This is a genomic window from Delftia sp. UME58, assembly GCF_014170385.1.
Classification (GTDB): domain Bacteria; phylum Pseudomonadota; class Gammaproteobacteria; order Burkholderiales; family Burkholderiaceae_C; genus Comamonas; species Comamonas acidovorans.
In genome coordinates this window covers 18,003-39,325 of record NZ_LZZV01000054.1, presented here as the reverse complement: position 1 = coordinate 39,325, position 21,323 = coordinate 18,003, and the positions used below count along the sequence as shown (strand labels likewise).

At 66.0% G+C, this 21,323-nt stretch carries 17 protein-coding genes; 9 read left to right on the top strand and 8 right to left on the bottom strand.

From position 1 onward, the window contains the following. Window positions 1–45 precede the first annotated feature (45 nt). The 6 genes from A9976_RS15195 to A9976_RS15170 all read right to left on the bottom strand — a co-directional run bounded on the left by A9976_RS15195 (window position 46) and on the right by A9976_RS15170 (window position 7,161). The gene (locus A9976_RS15195) at window positions 46–1,227 is read right to left on the bottom strand and encodes an MFS transporter (protein WP_183019722.1); all 1,182 of its coding nucleotides are present in this window, start codon (window positions 1,225–1,227) and stop codon (window positions 46–48) included. Between the two features lies 1 nt (window position 1,228). Next, complete coding sequence (locus A9976_RS15190; RefSeq protein ID WP_183019764.1) at window positions 1,229–2,719, bottom strand: DNA recombination protein RmuC; 1,491 nt, start codon at window positions 2,717–2,719, stop codon at window positions 1,229–1,231. 110 nt (window positions 2,720–2,829) lie between these two features. After that, window positions 2,830–3,837: a D-glycerate dehydrogenase gene (locus tag A9976_RS15185; protein WP_012206537.1), complete on the bottom strand. Its 1,008-nt coding sequence runs from the start codon at window positions 3,835–3,837 to the stop codon at window positions 2,830–2,832. Between the two features lie 37 nt (window positions 3,838–3,874). Next, window positions 3,875–5,302: a sodium:proton antiporter gene (locus tag A9976_RS15180; protein WP_183019721.1), complete on the bottom strand. Its 1,428-nt coding sequence runs from the start codon at window positions 5,300–5,302 to the stop codon at window positions 3,875–3,877. A 61-nt stretch (window positions 5,303–5,363) separates the two neighbouring features. Next, on the bottom strand, window positions 5,364–6,584 hold the full coding sequence (gene pncB / locus A9976_RS15175; RefSeq protein WP_013801614.1) for a nicotinate phosphoribosyltransferase: 1,221 nt from the start codon (window positions 6,582–6,584) through the stop codon (window positions 5,364–5,366). A 115-nt stretch (window positions 6,585–6,699) separates the two neighbouring features. Beyond that, entirely contained in the window at window positions 6,700–7,161 is a 462-nt protein-coding gene (locus A9976_RS15170; protein ID WP_034394994.1) for a thioesterase family protein, read from the bottom strand. Between the two features lie 323 nt (window positions 7,162–7,484). Here A9976_RS15170 and A9976_RS15165 point away from each other — a divergent pair, with 323 nt between their 5' ends. From A9976_RS15165 to A9976_RS15155, 3 genes are all read left to right on the top strand, one after another. Next, complete coding sequence (locus tag A9976_RS15165) at window positions 7,485–8,033, top strand: phasin family protein (protein ID WP_013801612.1); 549 nt, start codon at window positions 7,485–7,487, stop codon at window positions 8,031–8,033. A 301-nt stretch (window positions 8,034–8,334) separates the two neighbouring features. Beyond that, window positions 8,335–9,381 carry an extracellular solute-binding protein gene (locus A9976_RS15160; RefSeq protein WP_183019720.1) on the top strand — a complete coding sequence of 349 codons (1,047 nt, stop codon included), beginning with the start codon at window positions 8,335–8,337 and terminating at the stop codon, window positions 9,379–9,381. 131 nt (window positions 9,382–9,512) lie between these two features. Continuing rightward, complete coding sequence (locus A9976_RS15155) at window positions 9,513–10,271, top strand: 3-hydroxyacyl-CoA dehydrogenase (protein ID WP_034394989.1); 759 nt, start codon at window positions 9,513–9,515, stop codon at window positions 10,269–10,271. A gap of 158 nt (window positions 10,272–10,429) precedes the next feature. On the opposite strand, the gene A9976_RS15150 is transcribed toward A9976_RS15155, so the two are convergent. Then, a complete protein-coding gene (locus A9976_RS15150) occupies window positions 10,430–11,284 on the bottom strand; it encodes a N(5)-hydroxyornithine transformylase PvdF (RefSeq protein WP_183019719.1) in 855 nt (284 codons plus the stop codon). A gap of 20 nt (window positions 11,285–11,304) precedes the next feature. After that, the gene (locus A9976_RS15145; RefSeq protein ID WP_183019718.1) at window positions 11,305–13,038 is read right to left on the bottom strand and encodes a cyclic peptide export ABC transporter; all 1,734 of its coding nucleotides are present in this window, start codon (window positions 13,036–13,038) and stop codon (window positions 11,305–11,307) included. Window positions 13,039–13,300: 262 nt separating this feature from the next. Between A9976_RS15145 and A9976_RS15140 the strand changes: the two genes are divergently transcribed. The 6 genes from A9976_RS15140 (at window position 13,301) to A9976_RS15115 (ending at window position 21,288) form a co-directional block, all read left to right on the top strand. Then, window positions 13,301–14,266, top strand: coding sequence for an alpha/beta hydrolase (locus A9976_RS15140; RefSeq protein WP_183019717.1), 966 nt, complete (start codon window positions 13,301–13,303; stop codon window positions 14,264–14,266). A gap of 125 nt (window positions 14,267–14,391) precedes the next feature. Then, window positions 14,392–15,504: a GNAT family N-acetyltransferase gene (locus A9976_RS15135; RefSeq protein WP_183019716.1), complete on the top strand. Its 1,113-nt coding sequence runs from the start codon at window positions 14,392–14,394 to the stop codon at window positions 15,502–15,504. Window positions 15,505–15,515: 11 nt separating this feature from the next. Continuing rightward, a complete protein-coding gene (locus tag A9976_RS15130; protein ID WP_183019715.1) occupies window positions 15,516–16,814 on the top strand; it encodes a lysine N(6)-hydroxylase/L-ornithine N(5)-oxygenase family protein in 1,299 nt (432 codons plus the stop codon). A gap of 215 nt (window positions 16,815–17,029) precedes the next feature. Then, window positions 17,030–17,629: an RNA polymerase sigma factor gene (locus A9976_RS15125; protein WP_183019714.1), complete on the top strand. Its 600-nt coding sequence runs from the start codon at window positions 17,030–17,032 to the stop codon at window positions 17,627–17,629. Window positions 17,630–17,643: 14 nt separating this feature from the next. Further along, window positions 17,644–18,678 (top strand): FecR family protein, encoded by a 1,035-nt coding sequence (locus A9976_RS15120; RefSeq protein ID WP_183019713.1) that lies wholly within the window; start codon window positions 17,644–17,646, stop codon window positions 18,676–18,678. Between the two features lie 189 nt (window positions 18,679–18,867). Next, window positions 18,868–21,288 (top strand): TonB-dependent siderophore receptor, encoded by a 2,421-nt coding sequence (locus A9976_RS15115; protein ID WP_183019712.1) that lies wholly within the window; start codon window positions 18,868–18,870, stop codon window positions 21,286–21,288. The last annotated feature ends 35 nt before the right edge of the window (window positions 21,289–21,323 follow it).

The following is a 21,323-nucleotide window of genomic DNA, read 5'->3' as shown; positions in this document are numbered from 1 at the left end:
CGCATCGCAAGGCGATCTGCGCACCAAGGCGCAGGTCGCTTTTTTTCATTCCGGCTTGCGCGGCGACAGCCCCATGAACCAGGCCGTGCGGATGCCCGAGGCCACGGCCGCGCCCACCACCCAGAACAGCGCAGACACGCCGATCAACGCCCCCGCCGAGCCGAACAGCACGGGCATGGCCACGCTGGAGGCATTGATGGCCATGAGCCGCAGGCCCAGCGCCTCGCCATGGCGGTGCTCGGGCGTGATCTGGTGCAGCATGCTCATGACCATGGGCTGCACCGAGCCCAGCGAAAAGCCCAGCATCACCGAGCACACGCCCATGGTCAGTGCCGAGTCCATGAAGGGGTACAGCGCAAAGACGAAGGCGGTGATGGCCATGGCCCCGGAGATCACGGCGCCTTCACGCAGGCGCTCGGCCACCAGCGGCATGGCCAGGCGGATGGCGGCGGCCGCCACGGCAAAAATGCCCAGCAGCGTGCCGATGACCGAGGCGCTCAGGCCCTTCTCGTGGCCCAGCAGCGGCAGCACGAAGGTATGCACGTCCCAGCACGCCGACTGCAGCCAATTGACCAGCAGCAGGTTGCGGAAGTTGCGGTCGCGCAGCAGGTCCCAGGCATGCTGCTTGGGGCCTCCTATGGGCGCACGCACGGGCGGCAGCTCCTGCGTGTGGCGCACCCAGCTCCAGGCCAGCACGGGCACCAGGGCCAGCAGGCCGAAGGCGACGCGGTAGCCCATGGTGCTGCCCTCGCCGCCAAAATTCGCGTGATCGATCAGCAGCCCCGTGCTGAAGGGCCCGATGAAGTTGGAGATGGCCGGCCCTATGGCCAGCCAGCTGAACACCTTCTTGAGCGCCAACGCATCGTGGGTGACCCGCCCCGCATGGCGCTGCACGGCAATCACCACCGCGCCGCTGGCACCGCCCGTCAGCAGCGCCACCAGGCACAGCACGGGATAGACCGGAAACGCCAGCGCCAGCGCGCAGCCGCCACTGGCCGCCAGCATGGATAGGAAAAATGGCTTGCGAAAGCCGTGCTTGTCCGCGAAGCGCCCGGCCGGCAGCGCCAGGAACACCTGGGTCAGTGCAAACAGCGCCAGCAAAATGCCCACGGCCGCCGCGCTATAGCCCTGCTGCAGCGCCAGCAAGGGCGCTGCCAGCCGCATGCCTGCCATGGTGGCATGCACGCTGACCTGGGCCATGATGACTTTGAACAGCGCCAGATTCATCTCAATCCTGCCCCGATCCCGGCTCCATGCCCGCCGCCGTGCCTTTGTCGTCCGGCAGACCGGGCAGCGCTGCGCCGGAGGCCGGCGCGGGCAGCTCCTGCACATCGCGCAGCTGGCGCTGGATGGCGCGCGTGCGCACGCCCACCTGCTCGAAGCGCTTGGCGGCGGCATCAATGGATTTGCGCGTGGCATCCACCACTTCGCCGAACTTGGCGAACTCGGTCTTGACCTGGCCCAGCACGGCCCAGACCTCGGAGGAGCGCTTTTCGATGGCCAGCGTCTTGAAGCCCATCTGCAGGCTGCTGAGCATGGCGGCCAGATTGGCCGGGCCGGTGACCATCACGCGGCAGCCGTTCTGCACGGCCTCGACCAGGCCGGGGCGGCGCATGACCTCGGCAAACAGGCCTTCCGTGGGCAGGTAGAGCACGGCAAAGTCCGTGGTGTGGGGCGGGCTCACATACTTGCCATGGATCTTGCGGGCCTCGAACTTGATCGATGCCTCGAAGGCATTGCCGGCCGAGGCAATTGCCGCCTTGTCGGCCGCATCCTGGGCGTCGAGCAGGCGCTGGTACTGCTCGACCGGGTATTTGGCATCGATGGGCAGCCAGACCGGCGTCTCGTCGCTGCGCCCCGGCAGGCGGATGGCGAACTCCACCATGTCGTCGCTGCCGGGCACGGTCTTGACGTTGCGCGCGTACTGCTCGGGCGTGAGCACGTTCTCGATGATGGCGCCCAGCTGCAGCTCGCCCCAGGTGCCGCGCGTCTTCACATTGGTCATCACGCGCTTGAGGTCGCCCACACTGCCGGCCAGCGTCTGCATCTCTCCCAGGCCCTTGTGCACCTGCTCCAGCCGGTCGCTGACCAGCTTGAACGATTCGCCCAGGCGCTGCTCCAGCGTGGCATGCAGCTTCTCGTCCACCGTGCGCCGCATCTCCTCCAGGCGCGCCGCATTGTCCGACTGGATGGTGGCCAGGCGCTCGTTGAGCGTGCCGCGCAGCTGTTCGGCATGGACCTGGCTGGACTGCGCCAGCCCGCCCAGCTGCTGCTGGATGTCGTTCTTGAGGGAGTCCAGCGTGCTGCGCGTGGTCTGCGCCAGCGCCTCGAAACGCTCCTGCACATGGGCGTTGAAGCGCTGCGTGCTTTCGCCCTGGACCTCGCGGGCCTGGGCGCTGTCGGCGGCCAGGCGCACCGTGAGCCGGCCCAGCTCCATGCGAAAGGCCGCCAGTGCCTCGCCCTGCTCGCGCCGCGCGGCCTGGGCATCGAGCTGGGCCTGGGCCAGATGGGCCTGCAGCTGCTGCGACACGCGGTCCAGCCCGCCGTCACTCTTGGCCACGGCCATCTGCGTGGCCTGGGCGCCGCGCTCGAGCTGCTGCAGCCGCACGTCCAGCATCTGCAACGCCTGCAGCAACTGCTGCGGCGCCACCCCGTCATCGCGCTGCGCCGAGCGCCTGCACAGCAGCCAGATCACGGCCGCCTGCCCCAACAGCAGCACGGCCCATGCCGCCCACCATACTCCGGATATCTGGGTCAAGATCTTGCTTCAGCTCCATGCAGCGGGAAGCGGCCATGGCCTGCCTCCCCGCGATTGTCGGAATACGGCACTCAGGCCTTGGCGCGCGCGCCGGCGGCCGCCGCTTCGGGCTGGTTCACGGGCGTGCGCGGGCCCTTGCCGCTCAGAAAGTCGATCAGGTTGTCGGCCGCCAGTTCGGCCATGGCGCTGCGCGTGCCCATGGTGGCGCTGGCGATGTGCGGGGTCAGCACGACATTGGGCACAGTCAGCAGGTCGGGATGGACCGAGGGCTCGCCCTCGAACACGTCCAGGCCGGCGGCGGCAATGGTCCTGTCGCGCAGCGCCCTGGCCAGCGCCGCGTCATCGACGATGCCGCCGCGCGCGATGTTGATCAGCGTGGCCGTGGGCTTCATCCTGGCGATCTCGGCCGCGCCTATGGTGTGGTGGTTTTCCTTGGTGTAGGGCAGCACCAGTACCACATGGTCGGCCATGGCCAGCAGTTCATCCTTGCCCACGTAGCCGGCCTTGCATTCGGCTTCCAGTTCGGGCGACAGCCGCGAGCGGTTGTGATAGACCACCTTCATGCCGAAGCCATGCGCCCCGCGTTTGGCAATGCCCTGGCCGATGCGGCCCATGCCGATGATGCCCAGCGTGCTGCCGTGCACTTCCGAGCCGGCAAACAGGTCGTAGCGCCAGGAGTTCCACTTTCCTGCGCGCAGGTAGTGCTCGCTCTCGGTCACGCGGCGGGCCGTGGCCATGAGCAGGGCGAAGCCGAAGTCCGCCGTGGTCTCGGTCAGCACGTCGGGCGCGTTCGTGCCCTGCACGCCCGCTGCCGTCATCGCGGGCACGTCGAAGTTGTTGTAGCCCACGGCCATGTTGGCCACGACCTTCAGCCGCGGGCAGGCCGCCAGCAGTGCCGCATCGATGGTCTGCGAGCCTGTGGTCAGCACGCCGTCCTTGTCCTGCAGATGCGCGGCCAGCTCCTGCGGACTCCAGACCACGTCGTCCTGGTTGGACTCGACCTCGAAGTGCTGCTCCAGCTTGCGCACCACCTCGGGCGGGATGGCGCGGGCGATCAGGATGCGGGGTTTGCTTGCCATGTCTGTCTCTTTCCTTGTCTTGGCGGGAGGCGGTTCTTCAGCGGAACCAGATGAAGCTCATCAATACGAACAGCGGCACCAGAATGCCCAGCGACCAGGCCATGTAGCCGAAGAAGCTGGGCATCTTCACGCCGCGCTCCTCGGCAATGGCCTTGACCATCAGGTTGGGCGCGTTGCCGATATAGGTGTTGGCACCCATGAACACCGCGCCCGCGGAGATGGCCGCCAGCGTGGAGGCCATCGTGGTCATCAGCTGCGCGGCGTCGCCCCCTGCGGTGTTGAAGAACACCAGGTAGGTCGGCGCGTTGTCGAGGAAGGAGGACAGCAGGCCCGTGGCCCAGAAGTACATCAGCGGATCGGGCGTGCCGTCGGCGCGCGTGACGGCGCCCACGATGGCGCCGAACGGCCCGCCCGTGCCCGCCTTGAGCATGGCGATCACGGGGATGATGGTCAGGAAGATGCCCGCGAACAGCTTGGCCACCTCCTGCATCGGCCCCCAGCCGAATTCGTTGGCCTGGTGCACGCTGCGCGGCGTGAGCCGCAGCGACAGCAGCGCCACCACGATCAGGCCCGCATCGCGCACCAGCCCCGGCAGGCCCACATGCGTGCCGGCCAGCACCAGCCCTGCATCGGTGCGCCACAGGCCGCTCATCAGCACCAGGGCCACCACGGCCAGCAGCAGCGCGAAGTTCACGCTGCCATCGAAGCCCAGGCGGCTGGCACGGCCCGAGGCGTCGATGCTGGGCGTGGGATCGGGCAGGTCCGCCTCGCCGGACTTGCGCAGCAGCCAGGTATCGATCGCGTAGAACAGCGCCAGCAGCACGCCGACCAGGAACAAGGTCTCGGTGAAGATGTGGCGCACCGTCCAGAAGAAGTCCACGCCCTTGAGAAAGCCCAGGAACAGCGGCGGGTCGCCCAGCGGCGTCAGCGAGCCCCCTGCATTGGAGACGATGAAGATGAAGAACACCACCACATGCACCTGGTGCCTGCGGTTGTCGTTGGCACGCAGCAGCGGCCGGATCAGCAGCATCGATGCGCCCGTGGTCCCCATGAAGCTGGCCAGCACGGCGCCGATGGCCAGGATGGCCGTGTTCAGCCCCGGCGATCCCTTGAGATTGCCGCGCACATAGATACCGCCCGACACCGTGTACAGCGCCGTCAGCAGGATCACGAAGGGCAGGTACTCGGCCAGCAGCGCATGCACCAGGTTGGCCAGGGCCGCGCCCGCGCCGAACACCGCAGCAAAGGGCAGCAGGAAGGCCAGCGCCCAGGCCGCCGTCAACTTGCCGAAATGCCGGTGCCAGAAATGGGGCGCCGCCAGCGGCACCAGGGCAATCGACAGCAGCATGCCCGCAAAGGGCACGCCCCAGAGCACCGACAGCTGGCCGCCATCGATTTCGGCCGCCAGGGCCCAGGAGGGCACGCAGGCGACAAGAAGCACCAACAATCCACGCAAGGCCTTCATGGTCCCGTCTCCTCTTTGTTCTGTATTCACTGTCCCCTCCTGGCAGCGGGCCGTGCAGCGATCAAGTCTGTGCCGCAGGCGCCGCGATCTCGAACACCTGGCGCAGATAGGCCAGGTACTTTTCGTCATCGCACATGCTCTTGCCCGGCGTGTCCGAGAGCTTGGCCACGGGCTGGCCGTTGCAGCGCGTCATCTTGATGACGATCTGCAGCGGCACATGGTCGGGCGCGTCGCCCAGGTCATTGGTCAGGTTGGTGCCGATGCCAAAGGCCAGCTGGCAGCGCCCGTGGAAGCGCTGGAACAGCTCGATGGTGCGCGGCACCGTCAGGCCGTCGCTGAAGATCAGCGTCTTGGTCAGCGGGTCGATGCGGTTGGCGCGGTAGTGGGCCAGCAGCCGCTCACCCCACTCGAACGGATCGCCGCTGTCATGGCGCGCGCCATCGAAGAGCTTGCAGAAGTACAGGTCGAAATCGCGCAGGAACGCCGACATGCCGTAGACATCCGACAGCGCAATGCCCAGGTCGCCGCGGTACTCGCGCGCCCAGGACTCGAAGCCGAAGATCTGGCTGTCGCGCAGGCGCGGGCCCAGCGACTGGCAGGCCTGCAGGTATTCATGGGCCAGCGTGCCCAGGGGCCGCACGCCCAGCTTCATGGCATACAGCACGTTGCTGGTGCCCGCGAACTGTCCCTCGGACTCCGCGGATGCGCCGGGCCGGCCCAGGCGTGCGCACAGCACGCGCAGCACCTCTTCATGCCAGGCCCGCGAAAAACGGCGGCGCGTGCCGTAGTCGGCAATCTTGAGCTGCTCCAGGCCCGGCTGCTGCAGCAGCGCGATCTTGGCATCCAGCCGGCGCCGGCCCTCGGGAAAATCGGGCACCGGCTGGGTGTTGCGGAAGTACACCTCGTTGACGATGGCCAGCACGGGAATCTCGAACAAGATGGTGTGCAGCCAGGGCCCGCGGATGGTGATGTCGATCTCGCCGCTGGGCAGCGCCTGCACCGTGACGCACTTCTCGTTGAGGTGGAACAGGCTCAGGAAATCGACGAAATCGCTCTTGATGAAGCGCAGCGAGCTCAGGTAGGCCAGCTCTGCATCCTGGAACCGCAGGCTGCACAGCGAGCGGATCTCGGCCCGAATCTCGTTCACATAGGGCGCAAGCTGCACGCCGGGATTGCGGCACTTGAAACGGTACTCGACCTGTGCCCCGGGAAACTGGTGCAGCACCACCTGCATCATCGTGAATTTGTACAGGTCGGTATCGAGCAGGCTGGTGATGATCATGGACAGAGCCGGGCGGTAAGCGCCCAAGCGGTCAGATGGCAGACAGCTTTCGAGTGTAGGCCATCCACACGCCGCCGCGATGCGAGCGGGCGCCTTGCATGCGCCCCGCACGCCATCAACCGCGCAGCAGCGGCTCCAGCACCCGGCGCAGCGCCTGCGGAATCTGGGCAGGCCGGCGCGTCTGCCGGTCCACATAGACATGCACGAAATGCCCGGCTGCGGCCGACAGCGGCTCGCCCTGCGCAAACAGCCCCACCTCGTAGCGCACGCTGGAGCCGCCGATGCGGGCCACGCGGATGCCGGCCTCCACCTCCTGCGGAAAGGCCAGCGGGGCGAAGTAATTGCATTGGGTCTCTATGACCAGTCCTATCGTCTCGCCCGCATGAATGTCCAGCGCGCCCTGCTCTATCAGATGGGCATTCACCGCCGTATCGAACCAGCTGTAGTAGACGACGTTGTTGACGTGCCCGTAGACATCGTTGTCCGACCAGCGCGTGCTGATGCGTCGGAATGCCGCATAGGCCGAACGGGGCTGCGGCGCGGGGCGGCTCGGGGGCGATTCATTCATGGCGGCCATTGTGCCGCCGGCCGAATGCGCCCTGTCCCCGGCCACTGTCGCCATCACGACGCGCACTGCTGCCAATCACTCGCCAAGCGAGTAAGCATGCCAACTGAAAAATGTCGTCAAACCGACATAAAACCAATTCAAAATCAAAGACTTACAAAAAACCCACAGCTTTCCGAATTTTTTTGCTGCACCGCAGCATCAGGTACTTGATTCCTTTTTTGCAATCCCTACAATAAGACCCATGCTGCACTGCAACATGACACTTCGGTCAAGTCAGCGCAGGCGATTCCCCGTAACCCGAGACCCTGTGGTCCGTTTTTCTGGAGACTGACATGAGCTTGACCCCTGACCAAATCCTGAGCGCACAAAAAGCCAACCTGGAAACCCTGTTCGGCCTGACGAGCAAGGCCTTCGAAGGCGTTGAAAAGCTGGTGGAACTGAATGTGACCGCCTCGCGCGCCGCACTGACCGAAGCCGCCCAGCACACCCAGGCTGTCCTGAGCGTCAAGGACGCACAGGAACTGCTGTCGCTGCAGGCCAACCTGTTCCAGCCCCTGGCCGAGAAGACCGCTGCCTACAGCCGTCACCTGTACGACATCGCCAGCGGCACCGGCGCCGAGCTGGCCAAGACCTTCGAAAGCCAGGCTTCCGACCTGCAAAAGAACTTCAGCGCCCTGGTGGATACCACCGCCAAGAACGCACCCGCCGGCTCCGAAACCGCCGTGGCCGTGATGAAGAGCGCCGTGTCGGCTGCCAACAATGCCTTCGAGTCGGTGCAAAAGGCCGTCAAGCAGGCTTCGGACCTGGCGGAAGCCAACTTCACGGCCGTGACCAACACCGCCAACGAAGCCGTCCAGTCGGCCCAGACCCGCAAGCGTTGATCACGCCGTCTTACAACAGGGCTGCGTGCAAGAATCAGTGATTACCCGCATAATTGCACGCATCCCGGGTCGAAAGACCTGACCAGTTGTCTCCTTGGATCCTCTTGAAACCCCCGTTTCTGGATCCTTTCAAACCCAGTCTTTGGACTGGGTTTTTTTTCGTGCGCTTTTTCGCGCGCCTTGGCTCGCGGCCCACCAGGGAGCGCCTCATACAAGCCCTTAGACAGGCCCCACCCTTTATTAAGAACAATTCGCGTTTGACCTATCATCGCGCTTTGCCAACAAAGAGAGGCCTGTCTTCATGTCGAAATCCCTGAAAGCCCTGTTTGCCGCTTGCGCCCTGGTGGCTGCCGGCACAGCCATTGCCGACTCCCAGGTCGTCAACCTCTACTCCGCGCGCCATTACTCCACGGACGAGGAGCTGTACAACGGCTTCACCAAGGCCACCGGCATCAAGATCAACCGCGTGGACGGCGATGACGCCGGCATCATTGCGCGCCTGAAGGCCGAGGGCCAGGCCTCGCCGGCCGACGTGATCCTGCTGGTCGATGCCGCACGCCTGTACCGCGGCGAGGTCGATGGCCTGTTCCAGCCCATCCACTCCAAGCTGCTGGAAGACGCCATTCCCGCCAACCTGCGCGCCCAGCCCACGGCGGACGGCATCAGCTGGTTCGGCCTGTCCACGCGTGCCCGCGTCATCGTCTACAACAAGGCCAAGGTCCAGCCTGCCGACGTGCAGAACTACGAATCGCTGGCCGACCCCAAGTTCAAGGGCCAGCTGTGCATCCGCTCTGGCTCTCACCCCTACAACCTGAGCCTGTTCGGCACCGTGGTCGAGCACATGGGCGACCAGAAGGCCGAAGGCTGGATCCAGGGCATGAAGGCCAACCTGGCCCGCCCGCCCAAGGGTGGCGACACTGACCAGATCAAGGCCGTGGCTTCGGGCGAATGCACCATCGGCGTGACCAACAGCTACTACCTCGCGCGCATGATGCGCTCGGGCAAGCCTGAGGACCAGGCCGTGGTCGGCAAGATCGGCGTGGTCTTTCCCAACCAGTCCAGCTGGGGCACGCACCTGAACATCGCGGGCGGTGCCGTGGCTCGCCACGCCAAGAACAAGGACAACGCCGTCAAGTTCCTGGAGTACCTGGCCAGCCCCGCGGCCCAGAACTACTTTGCCAACGGCAACAACGAGTGGCCCGCAGCCAAGGGCGTGGAACTGGACAACCCCGCACTCAAGGAAATGACCGGCGGCAAGCCCTTCAAGAGCGAGACCATCCCGATCACGGCTGTCGGCAAGAACATGACCAAGGTCCAGCAAATGCTGGACCGTGCCGGGTTCCAGTAATCCCCATCGCGCCCATCACCAGCCCGGCACTGCCGGGCTTTTTCTTGGGCGCGACATGGCTGCGGCCGGGGCTGCATGCATAATTTGAGAGTTACGTTTACGTCAACGTCAGATAACCAAGGAGACATTCCATGCAGATCAAGGACCGGGTATTCATCGTCACGGGCGGCGCCTCCGGGCTGGGCGAAGGCACGGCGCGCATGCTGGCGGCCGAGGGCGGCAAGGTGGTGATTGCCGACATGCAGGCGGACAAGGGCGAGGCCGTGGCGCGCGAGATCGGTGGCGTCTTCGTCAAATGCGACGTGAGCCAGGAAGCCGATGGCCAGGCCGTGGTGGACAAGGCCGTGAGCCTGGGCAAGCTGGCGGGCCTGGTCAACTGCGCGGGCATTGCACCCGCCGAGAAGACCGTGGGCAAGAACGGCGCGCACAACCTGGCGCTGTTCTCCAAGACCATCACGGTCAACCTGATCGGCAGCTTCAACATGATCCGCCTGGCCGCCACCGCCATGTCGGCCAACGAGCCCGAGAGCACGGGCGAGCGCGGCGTGCTGATCTCCACGGCCAGCGTGGCGGCCTACGACGGCCAGATCGGCCAGGCAGCCTATGCGGCGTCCAAGGGCGGCGTGGTCGGCATGACGCTGCCCATTGCGCGCGACCTGGCGCGCAACGGCATCCGCAACATGACGATTGCTCCCGGCATCTTCGGCACGCCCATGCTGTTCGGCATGCCGCAGGAAGTGCAGGACGCGCTGGCCGCAGGCGTGCCCTTCCCCAGCCGCCTGGGCACGCCCCAGGACTATGCCAAGCTGGTGCGCCACATCCTGGACAACGACATGCTCAATGGCGAGGTGATCCGGCTCGATGGGGCGATCCGCCTGGCACCGAGGTGAAGCACCCCCTGAGCAGCTGCGCCGCTTCCCCCTCTCTACTCGCTTCGCGAGGGAGGGGGACGACACCCTCGCGGCGGGGCGGGGCGGCGCGGCCGGCATAGGCCCTTGCTCGGTGTCCCTCGCTTCGGGCCGTGCCGGTTTTTGAGATCCGCGCGTTGTCACACCGTGGTGTCTGCAGGCGTGTCTGCAGGCGCTCTGGCCATCATCTCCAGCCCCTTGCGCAATGCAGGGAACAGGCTGTGCTGGAAGTTGTTCCAGCGCAGTTCGAGGATGGTGTCAGCGGGGTCGATGTCGGTGCCCAGCACGTCGGCGATGACTTCGCCGGAGTCTATGCCGTTGTCCACGTAGTGAAAGGATGCGCCGGTCTTGAACAGGGGCTGGACCGGGCGCTGTTCCATGGTGTTCCAGTCCACGATCCTGCGGCCCTGTGCGCCATGCAGCGCATCCAGCGTGGCGCAGGCGCCCCGGCGTTCGTACGGTGACTCCAGCCGCGTGATGCCGGGATGGATGTTGGCGATCCTGCGATGAAACAGGGCGCCGGGCCGCACCAGCCGATCCAGGATGACGAGCAGGCCGTCCAGCACCACCAGCTCGGCACCCAGTTGCACCAGCCTGTCCTGCAGCTGCGCCTCGAACATCTGTTTGCCCACGGCGCGCTGCGGATCGTTCAGCGGCAGGCGCCGGTAGGAGGACGGCACGGCCATGAGCAGGTCATTGACCCTGCGCCCCTGGATGCGCAGGTCCGGCGGATAGAACCAGCGCCCGCCCGGCTGGTAGCTGAAGCCGTAGTCGCCGATCTTCTCCCGGTCGCGCGATGAGGCCTCGTCATCGTCGTGGATCACGGCTTCCAGGCTGTAGATATCGCCCAGCGGGCTGCTGTCCAGCAACTCGCCCAGGTATTCCAGTGGCGACTTCATGTAGCGCGTTGCGCCCTTGTAGGCGATGTGCTGGCCGGCCCGGTCGGCGGCCGCATTTCTCAAGGACCAGATGTAGACGAGTTTTGTCTTTGCCATGTTCGTGAGTTCAGCGTGAATCAGGTGGCGGCCAGCGCGCCGTCGCGGGTTGGGCGGGCCGCCGTGGGCTCTTTGTGTTCCTGGCGGTCTTGATCTTCCTGGCCCTCGTGCGGCGGCACGATGCGGCCGGCCTCCATGCGCACGATGCGGTCCGCCAGGTGGAAGTAACGGTCGTCGTGGGAGATCACCACCAGCAGATGGCCCTTGGCGCGCAGCTCGGGCAGCAGCTCCGTGTAGAACAGGTGGCGGAAGCTCGGGTCCTGGTCGGCCGCCCATTCGTCGAACACCAGCACGGGCCGGCCCTCCAGATAGGCATGGACCAGGGCCAGCCGCTTGCGCTGGCCGGTGGACAGGTCGATGGTGCTGAAGCTGCCGTTGCGCACGCTGACCTTGTGGGCGATCTCCAGCCGCTGCAGGTAGGGCAGCGCGGCCTCGGGCAGCGCGGCGGCCTGGCCCTCTTCGCCGCCAGCCACCAGGTCCTCGAACAGGTAGAAGTCCGAGAACACCGTGGTGAACAGCTGGCGGTAGTCGTCGCGCGTCTGCGCCGTGACGGGCTGGCCGTCGTGCAGGATCTCGCCCTGCTGCGGCGCGTACAGGCCCAACAGCAGCTTGATCAGCGTGGTCTTGCCCGAGCCGTTGTCGCCCACCACAAAGACCAGCTCCCCCTTGTCCAGCTTCAGGTCGATGGGGCCGATCTCGAAGGCCTTGCCGCCTTCGGGCGCATCGAAGGCATAGCGCACGCCGCGCAGCTCCAGGTCGCGGTCCAGGCGGACCTCGCCGGGCGGGCTGTCCAGATGCAGGTGCGGCTCGGGGCTGGCAAAGCGCGCCGACAGGTCGGCTATGCGCTGCAGCGCCACTTTGGCACGGCCCACGTTCGGCAAGGCACCCGCGATCTGGTCCATGGGCCCCTTGAGGAACAGCAGCACCAGCACGAAGCCGCTGAGCACCACGGGCTCCATCGTGCGGATGGAGGCCCAACCCAGGATCAATGCAATCAACAGAAAGAACAGCGCCGAGCCGAAAGCAGTCGCCATGACATAGGTATTGATGGCGCGGTGGTTCACACTCTGGATCACATTCACCGTACGCTCGATCTGCTCGCGAAAAATCCGGCTGCGGCGGGAGCGGTGCATGCGCAGTTCCTTGGCACCTTCGCTGATGCTGCGATAGGCCTTGTGCAGCGTCTCCTCCTGGTCACGGGCCTTCCAGAAACCCGCTACGCCGCGCGATTGGGCCGCCACCTGGATGGTGACTCCGATCGACAGGGCTACCACCAGCATGCCGAACAGCAGCGGCGACAAAAGAGCCAGATAGGCCAGGCAGCCCAGCGCAATGGCGACGGCGATCAGGGCTGAGGCCAGCACGAAGGCCACGTCACTGATCATGTCCACATCCTGCGTGAGCACGGGCATGAGGCGATGCGTGCGGTAGCGCTCCAGGGCGTCGATGGGCGCAGCCAGAATCTTCTCGGCCAGGCTCTTGCGCACCTGGGCGACCAGACGCTGCCCCACCAGGTTGGTGGAGACATCTGAGATTGCACGGCCCACCAGCGCGGTCACGCAAAGGCCCACAAAGATCAGCAACAGGCCACCCGCCAGTCCGCCCGGTCGATTGAGTACCTGGTTGATGGTGGCCAGCAGCGCCACCGTGGCACCGCCGGCGCAGATGCCCGCCATCACGGACAGGGCGATCCATGGCAGGAACGGTTGGAGCAGGCGCAATACCTCGGAAGGCGGTTGGCTGGCTTTTTGCATAACGGGATTCCTCTTGCGCACCTTGGAGCGCGTGAACTCTTGATGCCGGCCTGCCCCGGCGTGCGTGGAGGCGCTGCATTGCGCACCGCATCTCCTTCCTGCAAGACGTACGGGCGCCGGAAATGTTCACCCCCCGGCCATGAACAAATCCGCGCGCCACGCGTCATCTCGATGAAAGGCTGATGCATGGCGTCATGCCTGCGCCTTTTGCCCGCCGGTCTTTTCCGTGCCGCACTTCTGCCCATTGCCTTTCAAGGACGCCATGGCTCTCCACCCCGATCTGCAAGACTTTCTCGAACTCGCCAACGCCCAGGCGTCCCGGCGGCCGCGCATGAGCCAGATGACGGCCGTGCAGGCGCGCACCGCCTACGACCACGCCACGCTGGCGCTGGACCTGCCGGGCGATGACCTGCCCATGGAAGACCTGGATCTGCCCACGCGCGACGGCGCACGCATCCGCGCCCGGCTCTACCGGGGCGGGCCGCCGGGCACACCCGCGCCCTGCCTGCTGTTCTTTCACGGCGGCGGCTATGTGCTGGGCGGGCTCGACTCGCATGACAGCCTGTGCCGCAGCCTGGCGCTGGGCACGCCCTGCAGCGTGCTGGCCATCGACTACCGGCTGGCGCCAGAGCACCGCTTTCCCACAGCCTTCCTCGACGCAGAGGACGCCCTGGCATGGCTGCTGGAGCACGGCCGCCGCCATGGCCTGGACGCGCAGCGGCTGGCCATTGGCGGCGATAGCGTCGGGGGCACGCTGGCCACGGCCCTGTGCATCGCCGCGCGCGACGCGGGCATGCCCCAGCCCTTGCTGCAGTTGCTGCTCTACCCCTGCACGGCAGCACGGCAGGACAGTGACTCGCATGCGCGCCTGGCCACCGGCCATCTGCTGGAAGGTGACACCCTGGCCTGGATGTTCGGCCAATACCTGCGCAGCGATGCGGACCGGCAGGACTGGCGCTTTGCCCCCCTGCAGGCATCCGACCTGGGCCGGCTGGCCCCCACGCTGATGGTGCTGGCCGAGTACGACCCGCTGATCGACGAAGGCAGGCGCTATGCCGAACGGCTGCAGGCCGCCGGCGTCGAGATGGACCTGCAGATCTACGCCGGCATGGTCCACGACTTTGCGCGGCTGTGCGCCATCACCGAAGAGGCCGAGGTGCTGCGCGGCCGGCTCTGCAAGGCGCTGGCCCGTGCCTTCCAGGCCACCCGCAGCCCGGCCCTGGCGTGAACATTTGCCGCGTCTGCGCGTCATCCCGGTCATGAGGCCGCTTTGTCTCCCTCTTTGTGTCCTTGTTCGAGTCCGTGCCCTTCCCCATGCGCCGCGTGCGGGGCGCCCCATCTGAAAGAGTCCACGTGCGTCCAGCCGAAGCCACCGCTCCATCGCCACCAGACGCCTGCGGCGCCAGCTACCTCGCCCATGCGGGCGCCGAGACGATCACCGTCTTCAGCGAAGGACAACGGCTGCGCCTGGAACGTTCGCAGGCCGTGGATGCCGGCAGGCCCGGCAGGCCCAGTCTCTGGAACCTGTCGCCCACGGCCGCGCCAGGCCTGATGCAGCTGCAATGGCTGGGCCCCTGCTCGGGCATGCCCGAAGCGGATGAACTGCTCGCCGCGCTGCAGGCCGGCTTTGGCCTGCATCCCGATGCGCAAGCCATCGAGCTGTCCCTGCCCCGGCTGCCGCCCGGCCTGCGCGACAGCCTTGTCAGCCTGCAGCCGGGCCAGGCCCCGCGCGTGGCAAGAAGCGTGCTGTGGCAGCAGCCCCTGTGGCTGCCCCGCCCGCGCCCACCCTATGCGCTGCACTACACGATCAGCGAAGGTCGCCGCCACCCCGTGCGCCTGCACAAGCCGCGCGGCGAGGTCTACCGCCGCTTCATCCCCTGGCTGGGCCGCACTCTGAGCTTTCGCACCGTGGAGCCCGAGGCCGACCTGCCCCTCATCCACCGCTGGATGAACGACCCGGTCGTCGCGCATTTCTGGGAGGAAGGCGGCAACCTTGCCCACCACCGCAACTACCTGCAGCGCCTTGCCGCCGACCCGCATGTGACCGGACTCATCGGCTGTTTTGACGGCCAGCCCTTTGGCTACTTCGAGGCCTATTGGGCCAAGGAAGACCGCATCGCCCCCTTTTATGACGCTGGCGACCACGACCGGGGCTGGCACGCGCTGGTGGGCGAGGCGCCCTATCGCGGCCGGCCCTACCTGACGGCCTGGCTGCCCTCGCTGTCGCACTACCTCTTTCTGGACGACTGCCGCACCCAGCGCATCGTCGTGGAGCCGCGCGCCGACAACCGCAAGATGCGCAACAGCCTGCCGCGCTGCGGCTATGCGCTGGTCAAGGAATTCGACTTCCCGCACAAGCGCGCCGTGCTGGGAGTCCTGCTCAGGGAACGCTTTTTCGCAGACGCCTTGTGGATACCGCAGACCGACGCAGTCGCGCCGGACGCACTGGACGCATCGACCCAATGAAAGGACCTTCCATGCAAACCCACCCGCTGATCGGCATCGGCTTCGGCCCCTCCAACATTGCCCTGGCCATCGCCCTCAAGGAGCGCGAAACCACCGCGCGGGCCATGCACCCCGTCTTCATCGAAAAGCAGCCGCGCTTCGCCTGGCACCGGGACATGCTGCTGGAGCAGGCCCACATGCAGGTGTCCTTCCTCAAGGACCTGGCCACGCTGCGCAATCCCACCAGCCGCTTCACCTTCATCAACTACCTGCACGAGAAGGGCCGGCTGCAGGACTTCATCAACCTCAAGACCTTCTTCCCCAGCCGCCACGAGTTCAACGACTACCTGGCCTGGGCCGCCGCCAAGTTCGAGGACCGCTGCGTCTACGGCCAGGAAGTCATCGAGGTGCTGCCCGAAAAACGCGATGGCAAGGTCGAGCTGCTGCGCGTGCGCTCGCGCGATGCGGCCGGCAACATGCATGAGCGCCTGGGCCAGAGCCTGGTCATGAGCATTGGCGGCACGCCCAGCATTCCCGAGCAGTTCAAGTCCCTGCGCGGCGATGCGCGCGTCTTCCACTCCAGCGCCTATCTGCGCAGCATTGCCGAGCATGCCAGGCCGCTGCGCATCGCCGTGGTCGGTGCGGGCCAAAGCGCAGCGGAAATCTTCATGGACCTGCACGGCCGCTACGCCACGGCCGAGATCGACCTGGTCATGCGCGCCCGCTCCATCCGCCCGTCCGATGACAGCCCCTTCGTCAACGAAATCTTCAACCCCGACTTCGTGGACCATGTCTACAGCCGCCCGCACGACGAGCGCGGCGCCCTGCTGCGCGAGTTCTGGCACACCAACTACGCCTGCCCCGACCTGGAGCTGATCGAGAGCATCTTCAAGGTGTTCTACGAGCAGAAAGTCGTCGGCGACACGCGCCACCGCTTCCTGCGCCGCCATGAAGTGCACGACGTGCGGGCGGCCGGCGACGGCATCCACCTGGGGCTGCGCGACCTCAACAGCGGCATCGACCATGCATCGCGCTACGACGTGGTGGTGCTGGCCACCGGCTATGCGCGCGAGCACCACAAGACCCTGCTGGAGCCGCTGGCTCCGTACCTGGGAGACTTTTCCGTGAGCCGCGACTACCAGGTGCACACCACGCCGGACTTTCGCCCTGCCATCTTCCTGCAGGGCGCCTGTGAGGACTCGCACGGCCTCAGCGACACCCTGCTGTCCGTCACCTCGGTGCGCACCGGAGAAATCGGCGAAGCCCTGCTGGCAGCACAAGCCCAAAGACCCGATGTTGCGCGCACAGAACAGCTGGCGCTGCAGGATTGAAAGATCGCAGGGCGGCATGATGGCGCAGAGATCTCCCATGCCATAATTTGAATGCAAACCATTTGCATTTGAATTCGAATCGCCTGCGCCGCTGAATCCCATGCCCGCTGCTGCACCGCCCCGGCCCTGGCCGGGGTTGCAGCATCCGGCAGGCCCTTCTCTGTACGGACCCAGGGGTTCCAACCCATCGCCCTTGCGGAAAGGCAGGTATCCGGATGCGTGACCTGATCCAGGAACTCGTGGCTCACTATGGCGATCTGCGCCGCCAGCTCACGCGCGATCTCAGGGATCCGCACTATGCAGCCGACATCGCGCAATCGAGCTTCGAGCGGGTCTATGTGCACGCCCTGGGCCTGCGCAGCGGCAAGAAGGCCGAAACCCTGCCCGACGCCGGCATCGAATCCCCGCGCGCCCTGCTGTTTCGCGTGGCACGCAATCTGTGCATAGACGATGCGCGCAAGCGCAAGACCGCCCAGGACTGGACGCGCCAGCAAATGGCGGTGCAGCACAGCGTACCCTCCAGCGAAACCCTGGCTGCCCAGCGCCAGATCCTGAAGCGCGTCGTCGAGGCTCTGGAGGGACTACCCCCGCGCCGGCGCGAAGTCTTCATCCTCTTTCGTGCCCACGGCTACACGCGTGCAGAAATTTCCGAGCAGCTCAACATCACCGAGATGGCCGTGGCCAAGCACATGGTGCGCGCCACGCTGGACTGCTCGCGCGTGCTGGCCCAGCTGCGCTCCGAACTGATCGAGGACCATGCGCTGGGCAGCGCCATGGATTTCGACCACAGTACACTGACCGACGACGCATCCTGACCCCTCCCCTTTCCATGGCAAGTGCACCTAGCGAGCGCATGGTCGAGCATGCGCTGACGCTGATCGTTCAAAGCGAAATCGCTCCCGACCCGGTGGCCGACCAGGCCCGCCTGACCCTGGGCGAATGGCGCGGGAAATCAGCCCGGCACGATGCCGCCGCGCGCGAGGCCCACCTGCGCTGGAACCTGCTGGGCGGCATGTCCGGCGGCCTGCGCGAGCAGTTCCAGGAAACCGCCCTGCTGGCCAACACCGCCTCGCGCTCCACCAAGACCGTGCAGCGCCGCAAGCTGCTGCTGTCCTTTGCCGGGCTGCTGGGCACGGGCGCGCTGGCGGGCCGGGGTGCCTACTGGTACTGGCAGCAGCCCATCCACACCTCGGCCTATGCCACGCGCAACGCGCAGATGCTCAAGGTCACGCTGGCCGACGGCAAGCCCCCGCTGCAGGCCAGCCGCGTCGAGCTGGCGCCCCGGAGCGCCATTGCCGTGACGCTCTACCGCCAGCGCCGCAGCGTGTCCATGTCGCAAGGGGAAGTACGGTTCGAGGTGGCCTCGGACCCCCACCGCCCGTTCGAGGTCATTACGCGCGAGGCCCGCATCGAGGTCGTGGGCACGGTCTTCACCGTGCGCGACCGCGGCGGCCCCGTCACCGTGGGCGTGGAACACGGCCATGTCAGGGTCCGCGTTCTGGGCCGCAATGCGCAGGATCCGGCGGCCGAATCGGCAGCTGCGCTGGACCTGCTGCCCGGCCAGATCCTGGACATCCGCAACGGCCAGCCCGAGGCCGTGCGCCAGGCCGATGCCTCGGCCCTGTCAGCCTGGCGCGAGGGCTGGCTGGTCTTCGAGAACACCCCGCTGGCCGAGGCCCTGGCCACGGTCAACGCCTACCGCACCCAGCCCATCGAAGCTGCCGATGCGCGTGTGGCCGCGCTGCGCCTGACCGGGCGCTTTCGCGCCAATGACTCGGCCGGCCTGCTGGCCGTGCTGCCGTCCATCCTGCCGCTCAAGGTGCTGCCGCAGGCCGGTGGCGGCGTGCTGCTGCAGATGCTCTGAGCCCCCTGCGGGCAGAGGCAAGCGCAGCGGCTTCCGGTGGGCCCGAATTTTCTTCATTCTTGCAACAGACTGTCTCCATTTTCGTGGCCCATACGTCTTGGCAGTGCGGCGTGTGGTGACCGGGACAGAACGGGAGTCCGCGCCTCGTCAGGAATAGCTCTCATTCAATGCACCCGGAACCTCCCAATCATGCGTTCTCTGCCTCGTCACCATCTGCTCAGTACCGCCCTTGCCACGGCCTTCGGCTCCACCCTGATGCTTCATAGTCCCCTCGCCAGCGCCCAGCCACAGGCACAAGCGACAGCCCAGGTCTTTGACATCGACGTGCCGGCCCAGCCGCTGGCAGGTGCACTCAACGAGCTTTCACGCCAGACAGGCTTGCCCGTCTTTGCCTCCGGCGAACTGTTGAGCGGCCTGCAATCACGTGCCGTGACAGCGAGGCTGACTCCGGAGCAGGCCCTGCACCAGATGCTGTCGGACACCTCCCTGGAAGCGGTGCGCACGGCCAGCGGCGGATTCTCCATACGCCGCAGCCCGTCCCCCTCCGCCCAGGGCGCGACACTTCCCACCGTGCTGGTACGGGAAGACGCCTTGCGCGAATCCGCCACCGGCCCCATACAGGGCTATGTCGCCAGCCGCAGCGCGACGGGCACCAAGACTGATACGCCTCTCATCGAGACGCCCCAGTCCATCTCCGTTGTGGGTGCCGAAGAGATCGACACGATGAAGTCGCAGAGCATCCAGGATGCGCTTGGCTATGTGGCTGGCGTCAGCCGCTTCGAAGGCCTGTCGCGGGTGCAGGACACCATCTACATACGCGGCTTTCAGGCGCAGGCCGCCACGGGCAGCGTCTATCGCGACGGAACGAAGTACACGGTCAACGCCTTCAACGGAAAGCAGGAAATCTACGGCCTGGAACGCATCGAGGTGCTCAAGGGCGCGGCTTCGGTGCTGTACGGCTCTGCCGGCCCGGGCGGCATCATCAACATGGTCAGCAAGCGGCCCACGTCAACCCCTCTACACGAACTCAACCTCGAGCTGGGCAGCTTCGGCCGAAAGCAGATCTCCGGGGACTTCGGCGGGCCACTGGACAAGGATGGCGACTGGTCCTACCGGATGACCTTCCTGCAACGCGACAGCAACACCTTCGTCGACCATGTGCGCGATGACCGTACCTTCATTGCCCCGGCACTGAAGTGGCAGCCCAACGCATCGACATCGTTGACGCTGCTGGCCGACTACCAGAAGGACAAGACCAACTACGTTTACTGGCTGCCTGCGCAGGGCACCATTTTCCCCACCATCTACGGAAAGATCCCGCGCAATCGCTTCACCGGCGAGCCCGGCTACAGCAAATTTGATGTGGAGCGCTATTCGATCGGCTACCTGTTCGAGCATGCGTTCAACGACAAGCTCAAGTTGCGCAACAGCCTGCGCTACTTCCATGCCAACAGCGACTTCCCACAGGTCTGGGTCTCCGGACTCGCCGCGGACCAGCGCACGTCCGCCTTTCGCGGCGGCACGCTGCGCTGGGAGCGATCCTCCTCGCTGGTCGCCGATACCTCGCTGCAATACCAGGCCAAGCACGGCAACATCGAGCACACGGTGCTGGTTGGGTTCGACTACACCCGGCCCAAGAACCAGTCCGAGCGCTACGACAGGACGGCCGGCAACATCGACTACTACAACCCGATCTATGGGGGCGCCCTGGGCGAGCCGACGCGTGACAACTGGTGGTCCTACAACGCCGACACGCGACAGGTGGGCCTGTATGTCCAGGATCAGATGAAGATCGCCGACAAGTGGGTGGCCCTGGTCGGTGGCCGCTACGACTACGCGCGGGACAACCAGAGCAACCTGTTCACAGGCGAAAAATCCATAGACAACGAGAAGAACAAGGCGTTCACGGGCCGCGCAGGCTTGGTGTACTTGGCGGACAACGGCCTGGCCCCCTTCCTGAGTTTCAGTCAGTCCTTCGAGCCCACTTCGGGTCGGGACCGCCTGGGATCGCGATTCGACCCCTCGACGGGCACGCAGTACGAAATCGGCACCCGCTACCAGCCTCCGGGTTCGAGCACGCTGATTTCCGCATCGCTGTACCAGCTGACCCGGCAGAACGTTTCGGTGACCGATCCCGTTGATCCCACCTATTCGGCCCAGATCGGCGAAGTGCGCTCCAGAGGCTTCGAGCTGGAGGCCCGTACCAGCGTGGGCCGCAACGCAAACCTGATCGCGGCCTATGCCTATACCGATGCACGCACGACGCAGGCCAGCCCTCTGCAGCCGTCCCAGGTCGGCATGCGGTCACCCGGCATTCCCTACCACCAGTTCTCCATTTGGGGTGACTACAACTTTGGCCGTTTCGGAATGCCCAACCTCAAGGTGGGCGCCGGCATGCGCTACCAGGGCGAGACCAAGCCCAATGCGGGCAATTTCGATGTGCCGTCCTTCACGCTGTTCGACGCCATGGTCAGCTACACCACGGGCCCCTGGCGCCTGGCACTGAACGTCACGAATCTCTTTGACAAGACCTATGTCGGCAGCTGCACTACGGGCTGCTTCTATGGCGAACCACGCAAGGCCATTGCCACGGCCACCTACCGTTGGTGAGTGGATGAGGGCGACAGGCGGCACCGGCCCTCTCA